Origin of the sequence: Kribbella sp. NPDC050820 (genome assembly GCF_040653975.1) — a bacterium.
Taxonomy (GTDB): domain Bacteria; phylum Actinomycetota; class Actinomycetes; order Propionibacteriales; family Kribbellaceae; genus Kribbella.
In genome coordinates this window covers 468,774-477,848 of record NZ_JBFAHB010000001.1, presented here as the reverse complement: position 1 = coordinate 477,848, position 9,075 = coordinate 468,774, and the positions used below count along the sequence as shown (strand labels likewise).

The window sequence follows — 9,075 nt, the reverse complement described above, 5'->3', positions numbered from 1 at the left end:
AGGGCGGTCGAGTGCACCGCGCCCGTGCCACCCGGACCACCCGCGAACGGGATCCCGATGCCGCGGACCGCCAGGCCATCACAATCACCACCTCCAACCCGGCGCCCTGCCTGGCACCGCCGGATGCCAGCCGATTGTGATGGCCCGGCGGTCCGCCCTCGCCGCTCACAAACCCGACAACGCAACGGTGTGCGTCCGTTCAACCCGCGCCACACATCCTTCGCAAGAGCCCAAACAGCCTGTTCAGCCCCACCACTTCATGCGCTATCCCCAACTCTGGCCACGCCTTCATGCGCTGGCGGCCAGCTCTGCCCACGTCGGCTTCACCACACCCGCATCACGGCGCCCCACCCCAACCACGGGCCGGCTCACCCACCGCAGCACGCACTCACCCGCGGGCGGCAGCCCGCAATCGCCCGGCGGCAGCCGGGCAAGGAACGCACGGCGGAAGCCGGGGCGGGTGGGAGCGCGCGTAGCGGGCGCGACGCAGGAGCGACTGCGGGAGCACGCGTGGGCTGACACCACACTTCCCACCCATCACGGGCCGGCTCACCCACTGCAGCACGCACTCACCCGCGGAAGCACGCGTGGGTTAGGCCGGGGCGTCGCCGTGGTCGGGGATTTGTAGTTGGGTGCCGCCTTGGAGGGCGGACTGGTGGGCGTAGATGCCGGGGAGGGTGTAGCGGGCGGCTACCCAGGCGTTGATGGGTGGGAGGGTCTTGTCGGCGACTGCGCGGACGAAGTCGTCGGCGAGGAAGTGGTGGGAGCCCTCGTGGCCGTTGTGGAGGCCGTCGAACTCGGCGGGGAGGCGGCTGCGGTCGTGGACCGGGGAGAGGCCGGAGCGGAAGGCGTCGCGCAGGGCCGGGTCGACGTTGGCCAGGTCGGCGTCGTCGAGGGAGCTGCTGGGCTTGGTCTCCATCAGCTGGCTGATGTCCTCCACGCCTTCCTTGTTCTGCCACAGGGTCGTGGTGGCGAGCTGCTCGAAGCTGCCCTCGGTGCCGAACACGCGCAGCCGGGACTCACGGATGTGCGAGGGGTAGCCGACGCGGCGCATCTCGTTGGTGCGCATCACGCCGCCGTCGGCGAGCTTGAACAGCGCGGTGGCGTTGCTGAAGTCGTTGTCGAACTCGCTGACGTCCTTGTCGAAGACGCCGTCGCCGCGGTCGTCCTGGACGCCGATGCAGGAGACGTGGGTGGCGTGCTGGCCGGTCACCGAGAGCACGTTGCCGACCGCGTGGGTCGGGTACAGCATGGGCGGGAACGAGGCGGTCTTCTTCCAGTCGTCGCCGCCGCTGTACTGGTACGCCGCGTAGAACCCGAGGTCCATGTCGTGGACGTAGTCGCCCTCGGCGTAGAACACCCGGCCGAAGGCGCCGTCGGCCAGCTTCTGCCGGCAGTACACCGAGGACGGGTAGTAGTAGCTGGTCTCGCCCATCATGTAGGTCAGGCCGGTCTCCTTGACCAGCTCGATGATGCGGGCGATCTGGTCCGCCTCGATCGCCATCGGGACGGTCGAGTACACGTGCTTGCCGGCCTCCAGCGCGCGGATCGCCATCTCACCGTGCAGCCAGCGCTGGGTGAAGATCGCCACCGCGTCCACGTCGGACGCCAGCATCTCCTCGAACGACTGGTAGGTGAGGGTGATCCCCTGTTTGGCCGCCATTTCGGCAGTCCGTTCGGGTACGACGTCGGTCAGCCGCACGTCGGACACATCCGGGTGCGCGGACCACAGCCGCAGGAACGAGGGGGCGAACTGGCCGGCTCCGACCACACCGATGCTGATGCTCATGCGCCTAGGCAATCACACATTTTTCTGCCGCGAAAGAACAAATTCAGACGTTGGAACGTGTCGGGACGCCCCACCACCTTGAGAAGCCACCGATCGTCGCCGAGGTGATTTTTTGGTTGGTGGCTTCTCAAGGTCGGGGGTTCGCCCGCGTGAGGAGGTGGGGGTTGTCGGTGGTGATGCCGTCGACGCCCAGGGTGACGGCCTGGTCGAGGGTCTGCTGGTCGGGGACCGGCCAGGCGGTGACGTCGAGGCCGGCGGCGTGGAGTTTCTCGACGCCGTCCGCGGTCAGGCCGGCGATGCCACACAGCGCCGTACCCGCCTGAGCGGCCTGGGTCAGCGAGAGCACGTCGGCGACATCCGGCGTACGGCCGAAGATCAGCCCGGTCGACGCCGACGGCATCGCCTGCCGGACCGCGAGCAGGATGTCGGCGTGCGACGACGTGACCATCGTCCGGGCGGCCAGCGCCGGGTCGGCCTGCAGGGACTCGACCAGCAGCGGTACGGCGCGAGCCGCCTTCACCTCGGCCTGGAACCGGACACCGATCGCGGCGATCGTCTCGGCCCAGGTCGGGACCACCTCGCCGAGCCCGGCGTCCAGCGACCGGAGCTCGTCGAACGACAGCGACGCGACCTCCCCCGAGCCGGACGTGGTCCGGTCGACGGTCGCGTCGTGCAGGACGACGAGCTCGTCGTCGGCGGTGACCCGGAGGTCGAGCTCGATCTCGTCGCAGCCATCGGCGACGGCGCGGCGGAACGAACGCAGTGTGTTCTCCGGTTCGGTCCCGAGCGCACCGCGGTGGCCGGTGATGATCACAGAACCTTCTCCTCGTACTGTCGGCGGACTTCCTCGCCGATCGCGTCCAGCCGCCGGGCGACCGACGCGAACACCTGCTTCGGCTGGGCGTTGTCGGCGTAGATCTGCTGCAGGCCGGTGTAGATGACGACGTTCGCGTTCCGGCCGTAGAGCCGGATCGCGTCCTGCTGCCGGGCGTTCTTCAGCTGCTCGATCGCGACACCGTAGTTCGGCTTCTCCGCGATCAGCTTCTTCAGGTCCGGGTTGTCCCGGGCCGCGTTCACCACCGGCAGGTAGCCGGTCTCCTTGGTCCACCAGGCCGAGTTCTCCGGCCGGGCCAGGAACTGCAGGAACGTGGCGGCCGCGGTCTTGCGCTCGCCTGAGATGTTCCGCAGCATCCCGATCCCGCCACCGCCGGTCGCCAGCCCGGAGGCGACCTCGGACGGGATGAAACCGGCGCCGACGTCGAACTTGGCCTTGCCGGTGATGGTCTTCATGCCGCCGGTCGACTCCTGGATGACGGCCACCAGCCCGTTGGCGAAGTCGGTGCTGGGGCTGCTCGCCATGTAGGCAAGCCCCTTGTCGTGCACCATCGAACGCTGCCACTCACCCGCGGCGACCGCGCCGTCCTGGTCGATGGTGACGTCGAGGCCCTTGGAGTAGGCGCCGCCGAACTGCCACACGTTGCCCTGGAACTGCCAGTCGCCGTCGATCTTCGCGAACGCGATCGTCCGCAGCGACCGGCCGCCGGACTGCACCTTGGCGAGCTCCGGCCCCCAGGACCGCAGTTCGCTCCAGGTCCGCGGCGCCCGGTCCGGCAGCCCGGCCTTCGCGAACGCCTCCCGGTTGTAGTACATGATCGGTGTGCTGCGGGCGAACGGGACACACCAGCTCTGCCCCTTGACGACGTACTCGCCGAACAGCTTCTCCTGGTAGACGGCCGGGCCGAAACCGTCGGTGAAGTAGCCGTTGAGCGGCTCGAGCGCGTCGTTCAGGAAGAACCGCTCCCAGGTCACGTCGGACAGTACGGCGAGGTCCGGCGCCTGCTTGGCGACGAGTGCGGCCGCGACCTTCTGGGCCACGTCGTCGTAGCTGCCCTGGAACTGCACCTCGACGTACACGTCCTGCTGGGAGTCGTTGAACTTGGCAACGAGTTTGTCGACTGCCTTGCCGTTCACACCGCCGTACGGCGACCAGAACACCACCCGGACCCGGTTCGCATACTGCTTCGGCACCACCCCCGCGGGCTGGGAGTACTCCGCGTCGACCGAGCGGTAGCCGCAGCCGGCCAGCGTGGCGCCGGCCGCCAGCCCGAGGAACACCCTGCGATTCAGCATGCTCATCCCTTCAGCGCTCCCTGGGTGATGCCGCCGACGATGTAGCGCTGGGCGATCAGGAAGATCAGCAGCATCGGCGCGAGGACGAGCAGCGTGCCGGCCATGATCGTTCCCCAGTTCGCCAGGCCCTCCTCGTCCTTGAGGATCAGCAGCCCGACCGGCAGCGTCCGCATCGAGGCGGTGTTGGTGACGATCAGCGGCCAGACGAAGTTGTTCCACTCCTCGACCGCGGTGATCACCACGACCGTGATCAGCATCGGCCGCGACATCGGCAGCACGACCCGCCACAGCGTCCGCAGGTGCCCGGCACCGTCGACCGCGGCCGCGTCGGTCACCTCGGTCGGCAGGGTGAGGAAGTGCTGCCGCATCAGGAAGGTCGCGAACGCCGAGCCGATGCCGGGGATGATCAGGCCGGCGTAGGTGTTGATCCAGCCGAGCGTCGCGACGGTCAGGTAGTTCGGCAGCAGGGTGACGTGACCAGGCACCATCATCGCGCCGAGCACCGCGAAGAACAGCACCTTCTTGAACGGGAAGCGCAGGTAGGCGAACGCATAGGCCGTCAGTACGGCGTTGGCCACCTTCAGCACGGTTCCGGCCACGGTGATGATCGTGGAGTTCAGGAAGAACCGGTCGAACGGCGCCGCCTTCCAGGCCAGGCTGAAGTTCTCCCAGGTCAGGTCCGGCCACCAGGCCGGCGGCCACTGGTAGATCTGGGTCGGCACCTTGAACGCCGTCGACAGCAGCCAGTACAGCGGTCCGAGGAACACGGCCGCCACCCCGACCAGTACGACGTACTGGATCGCACGAGCCTTCATCGGTAGTGCACCCGCCTCTCCATCACGCGGGCCTGCACCGTGGTCACCAGCAGCAGGATCACGAACATGATGATCGACAGCGTCGCCGCCCGGCCGGCGTTGAACGCCTGGAAGCCCTCGTTGTAGATCGACCAGCTGAGCGTGGTAGTGGCGTCACCAGGGCCACCACCGGTCATCACTGCGATCACGTCGAACGCCTGGAAGGTGCCGATCACCGTGGTGATCAGCAGGAAGAAGGTGATCGGGGCAAGCAACGGCAGCTTGATCGCGCGGAACCGGGTCCAGGTCGAGGCGCCGTCGATCGCGGCCGCCTCGTCGAGCTCCTTAGGCAGGCCCTGCAGGCCGGCCAGGTAGATCAGCGCGGCGAAGCCGACGTTCTTCCACAGGTAGACGATCACCAGGCCGGGCAGCGCCCAGTCGGAGTTGTTCATCCAGTCCGGCGGCTCGGCACCGAACGGCTCGATCAGCGCCCGCATCAGCCCGTAGCCGGGGTCGAAGATGAACAGCCAGATGGTCGCGACCGCCGCGCCCGACAGGATGTGCGGAGCGAACGCGATCGTCCGGACCGCGCCGCGGCCCTTCAGCGGCAGGTTGAACAGGAACGCCAGCGCCAGTCCGATGACCAGGCTGCCGGCCACGATCAGGCCGGTGAACACCACGGTGATCCACAGGGTCTTGTGGAACGCCGGGTCGGTCAGCGTCCGGCCGTAGTTCGCCAGTCCGACGAAGGACGGGCGGGCCGCGATCATGTTCCAGTCGGTCAGGCTGAGGAACGCGTTGTAGATGATCGGCCAGTACGCGAAGACCGCGATCACCAGCAGGTTGGGCGCCACCAGCAGGGCGAACAGCCCGTACTCGCGGCGTCGCCTGCGGCGTTGCTGGTTGCCGCTGTCCGCGGCCAGCCGGCGTTCGTCCGGATGGGCCCGGACCGGCAGGTCTAGTGCGGTCACACCGACCTCCTCGGGGTTGATGGGGCGAGCAGTTCGACAAGAGCGGCCGCCAGGGCAGGCGCGGCCGCGAGAACGCCGTGGGGCAAGGCGGTTCCGGTGATGATCTGAGCACCCGCCTCGCGGGCGATCAGGGATCCGGCGGCGATGTCCCACGGCTGGATCAGGTGTTCGTAGTAGGCATCCGCCGTACCGTCGGCTACTGAGCACAGGTCGAGGGCGGCCGAGCCGCCACGACGCACATCCCGTACGACGGGCAGCAGCCGGCGCAGGTGGTCGGCCTGCTCGGCGCGCACCTCCGGCAGATACGAGAATCCCGTGCTCACCAAGGCGGACTCGAGGGCGACGTCACGCAGCGGGCCGAGAGCGACATCGTTGCGGACGGCACCTGCACCGCGAGCGGCCGACCAGGTGAGCCCGGTCCGCGGCTGGTGGACCACGCCGACCAGTGCACCGGCCCCATCCTCTACCGCGATGGAGACACACCAGTCGAGCCTGCCGTAGAGGTAGTTCACCGTGCCGTCCAGGGGGTCGATCACCCACGTCAGGCCGGTGGTCGACGGGCGGGACGCGCCTTCCTCACCGAGCAGGCCGTCACCCGGTCGCGCCGCGGTCAGGCCGTCGGTGATGAGCTTCTCGGACGCCCGGTCCGCGGCACTGACCGGGTCGCTCGCCGAGGTCTTGGTCTCGACACCGGCCGCGTCAATCGATAGACCTGGTTGCCGCGCCACCAACTCCGCACCGGCCTCGAACGCCAGCCGAAGGGCCAGCTCACGAAGCTCGGTGTGGGGCGGAGTGTTAAGCACGCGGTGAAATTATCACCGTTTCATGGTGACGTATAGAGAATCTATGTGATTTTCTCACCCACTTCACAACGATCCGGACAACGACCTCAATCGTCATCCTTACGCCGAGACCAGCCCGACCGGGTCCTTCCCGGCCAGGTAGGCGGCGACGGCCTCGGCGGCCAGGGAGCCGGCCCGGTGGGCGGTTTGACGGGTGGCACCGGCGAGGTGCGGGGTCATGACGACATTGGGTGCCGTCAGCAACCGGGCGCCGGCTGGGACCGGCTCGGACGGGAAGACGTCGAAGGCGGCCGCGCCCAGCTGACCGGACTCCAGCGCGTCGACGGTCGCGTCGTAGTCGAGCAGGCCGCCACGAGCCGTGTTCACCAGTACGGCGCCGCGTGGCATCAGCGCGATCTGGTCGGCGCCGATCATGCCGCGGGTCTGCTCGGTCAGCCGGGCATGCAGGCTGACCACGTCCGACCGACGCAGCAGGTCGTCCAGCTCGACCAGCTCGATGCCCTCAGATGCCTTGCCGACAAAGGGATCGGCGACCAGGACGTGCGCACCGAAGGCGAGCATCACGCGGGCGACCCGCTGGCCGATCGCGCCGTACCCGACCAGTCCGACGGTGGACCCGTCGAGCTCGAGGCCGCACTCGTCGTACGCGTAGAGGTCGCTGCGCCACTCCCCCTGCTCCAGCGTGCGTTGCAGGCGGGGCAGGTTGCGCATGGCGCCCATCATCAACGCGACGGCATGCTCAGCGGCCGCGACCGCGTTGCGGCCGGGCGTGGAGGCGACGGCGATCCCGCGCTTGGCCGCCGCCGGCACGTTCACGTTGACCGGCCCACCCCGGCAGACCACGAGGAACTTCAGGTCGGCCGCGGACTCGAGGACGCGCTCGGTGAACGGGCCCATCTGGGTGACCGCGACCTCGACGCCGGCCAGCGCCTCGATCAGCTGGTCCTCGGCGTCACTCGCCTCGTCCACTTCGGCCACCCGCCCGTACGGCGTCAACGGCCAGGGCAGCGTGACCTCGCGGAAGTCGAAGGCGACGTCGTCGAGAGAGGACAGTGCCTTGGCGAGCATCTCGTTGCGCACGAAATGATCGCCGGCCAGCAATGCCTTGATGGTTCTCATCAAACTCCTGTGGTGAACGTTGGGGCGGGGTCGGACCAGCGTGGGCGGGCCGACTCGATGCGGCGCAGGTAGTGGGCGTAGCCCTCGGCGTAGAAGGCCGCGCGGGCGGGATCCGGGTCGACCTGGCGGGTCTCGGCGATCCACTCCGGTCCGGCGCTGTCCGGATCGGCCGCGCGCCGAGCACAGATCACGGCACCGCGAGCGGCGACCTGTTCTGCCTCGGCGGTGTGCAGGGGCGCGTTCAGGACATCCGCCAGGATCTGCGTCCACTCGCGGCTGCGAGCGCCGCCGCCGCAGACGGTGACGCGACCGATCCAACCGGCCGCCTCCAGGCAATGGCGGGCGGCGTACGCGATGCCCTCGCAGGTCGCGCGGACCAGGTCGGCTGTGGTGGTGGACAGCGAGATCCCGTCGATCGTCCCGCGAGCGCGCGTGTCGACGAACGGCGCCCGCTCGCCGGCCTCGGACAGGTACGGAAGGACGGTCACGCCTTGTGCGCCGACTGGGCTCTCCGCGAGCAACGACGGCAGTTTGTCCGTCCCGACGCCGACCAACGCCAGCACCCGGTCGAGCGCGGCCGTGCCGACCATCGCGGGCATCGCGCGGAGCCAGACACCTGGTGTCCACGTCCCGAGGAACAATCCCGCCGGCTCCCCGTCCACCGGCAGCTCGCGCGTCACCACTTGGCAGGCGAGCGTCGTACCGACGGTCAGCAACGCGTCGCCGGGCTCTTGTACGCCGGTCCCGGCGGCTGCGGCTGGGAGGTCGTACGGTCCGGCGGAAACCCTGGTGCCGGCCGCCATTCCAGTCGAGTCGTCGCGGAGCTCGCCAACCGGGCCGGCGGATTCCACCGGCGCCAGCAGGTGCCGCAGCTCGGACAGACCGGTTGCTTTCAGCGCCTCGTCGTCGTACTCGTTGGTCCGCGGATCGAGGAACGGCGCGGACGCGTCCGACACGTCGGTCGCACGGACGCCGGTGAGCTGCTGCATCACGACGTCCTTGCAGTACGCCGCCGTCCCCGCGCGGGCGACCACCTCGGGCTCTTCCGCGAGTACGGCGGCCAGCAGCGGACCGGACGCGCCCGGGAACATCCGATTGCCGGACCGGCGGAACACCCGCTCGGCGACACCGTCGTCGGTCCAGCGCTCGAGGATCGCGCTGCTGCGCGCGTCCAGCCACGAGATCGCCGGGCGGGCCGCCGTACCGTCGGAGTCGACCAGCCAGAGGCCGTCACCCTGGGCGGTGATCGCCAAGACGCCGGGCCGGTTCCCCACCGTGCCGGCCAGCTCACCGACCACCTCGTTGACCGAGGCAACGATCTCGCCGGTCTCGTGCTCGAACCGGCCGATCCCGGGCCGGACCAGCCTGGTCGGCCGGGACGCCTCGGCCACCGGCCGCCCGTCGTCGTCGAACGCGACGGCCTTGGTGACAGTGGTGCCGACGTCAACCCCGACGTCCATAAGCTCCCC

8 protein-coding genes are annotated in these 9,075 nt (G+C 69.1%); all 8 read right to left on the bottom strand.

Annotation, left to right across the window (positions count from 1 at the left end; translation table 11 throughout):
* Positions 1–592: 592 nt before the first annotated feature.
* Positions 593–1,789, bottom strand: coding sequence for a Gfo/Idh/MocA family oxidoreductase (locus AB0H36_RS02385; RefSeq protein WP_360515093.1), 1,197 nt, complete (start codon positions 1,787–1,789; stop codon positions 593–595).
* A 127-nt stretch (positions 1,790–1,916) separates the two neighbouring features.
* Positions 1,917–2,603, bottom strand: coding sequence for a glycerophosphodiester phosphodiesterase family protein (locus AB0H36_RS02380; RefSeq protein WP_360515090.1), 687 nt, complete (start codon positions 2,601–2,603; stop codon positions 1,917–1,919).
* Positions 2,600–3,925 carry an ABC transporter substrate-binding protein gene (locus AB0H36_RS02375; RefSeq protein ID WP_360515087.1) on the bottom strand — a complete coding sequence of 442 codons (1,326 nt, stop codon included), beginning with the start codon at positions 3,923–3,925 and terminating at the stop codon, positions 2,600–2,602. The genes AB0H36_RS02380 and AB0H36_RS02375 overlap by 4 nt, the downstream gene beginning before the upstream one ends.
* Complete coding sequence (locus tag AB0H36_RS02370; protein ID WP_360515084.1) at positions 3,922–4,734, bottom strand: carbohydrate ABC transporter permease; 813 nt, start codon at positions 4,732–4,734, stop codon at positions 3,922–3,924. The genes AB0H36_RS02375 and AB0H36_RS02370 overlap by 4 nt, the downstream gene beginning before the upstream one ends.
* Positions 4,731–5,684 (bottom strand): sugar ABC transporter permease, encoded by a 954-nt coding sequence (locus AB0H36_RS02365; RefSeq protein ID WP_360515081.1) that lies wholly within the window; start codon positions 5,682–5,684, stop codon positions 4,731–4,733. Before AB0H36_RS02365 ends, AB0H36_RS02370 begins: the two co-directional genes overlap by 4 nt.
* On the bottom strand, positions 5,681–6,487 hold the full coding sequence (locus AB0H36_RS02360) for an inositol monophosphatase family protein (protein WP_360515078.1): 807 nt from the start codon (positions 6,485–6,487) through the stop codon (positions 5,681–5,683). Before AB0H36_RS02360 ends, AB0H36_RS02365 begins: the two co-directional genes overlap by 4 nt.
* 99 nt (positions 6,488–6,586) lie before the next feature.
* On the bottom strand, positions 6,587–7,606 hold the full coding sequence (locus tag AB0H36_RS02355) for a 2-hydroxyacid dehydrogenase (RefSeq protein WP_360515075.1): 1,020 nt from the start codon (positions 7,604–7,606) through the stop codon (positions 6,587–6,589).
* On the bottom strand, positions 7,606–9,066 hold the full coding sequence (locus AB0H36_RS02350; RefSeq protein ID WP_360515072.1) for an FGGY-family carbohydrate kinase: 1,461 nt from the start codon (positions 9,064–9,066) through the stop codon (positions 7,606–7,608). The genes AB0H36_RS02355 and AB0H36_RS02350 overlap by 1 nt, the downstream gene beginning before the upstream one ends.
* Positions 9,067–9,075: the final 9 nt, after the last annotated feature.

What these genes read in the sequence shown, in the direction of transcription:
- AB0H36_RS02350 (WP_360515072.1), bottom strand. Translation starts at nt 9,066, where the DNA reads ATGGACGTCGGGGTTGACGTCGGCACCACTGTCACCAAGGCCGTCGCG.
- AB0H36_RS02375 (WP_360515087.1), bottom strand. Translation starts at nt 3,925, where the DNA reads ATGAGCATGCTGAATCGCAGGGTGTTCCTCGGGCTGGCGGCCGGCGCC.
- AB0H36_RS02355 (WP_360515075.1), bottom strand. Translation starts at nt 7,606, where the DNA reads ATGAGAACCATCAAGGCATTGCTGGCCGGCGATCATTTCGTGCGCAAC.
- AB0H36_RS02385 (WP_360515093.1), bottom strand. Translation starts at nt 1,789, where the DNA reads ATGAGCATCAGCATCGGTGTGGTCGGAGCCGGCCAGTTCGCCCCCTCG.
- AB0H36_RS02370 (WP_360515084.1), bottom strand. Translation starts at nt 4,734, where the DNA reads ATGAAGGCTCGTGCGATCCAGTACGTCGTACTGGTCGGGGTGGCGGCC.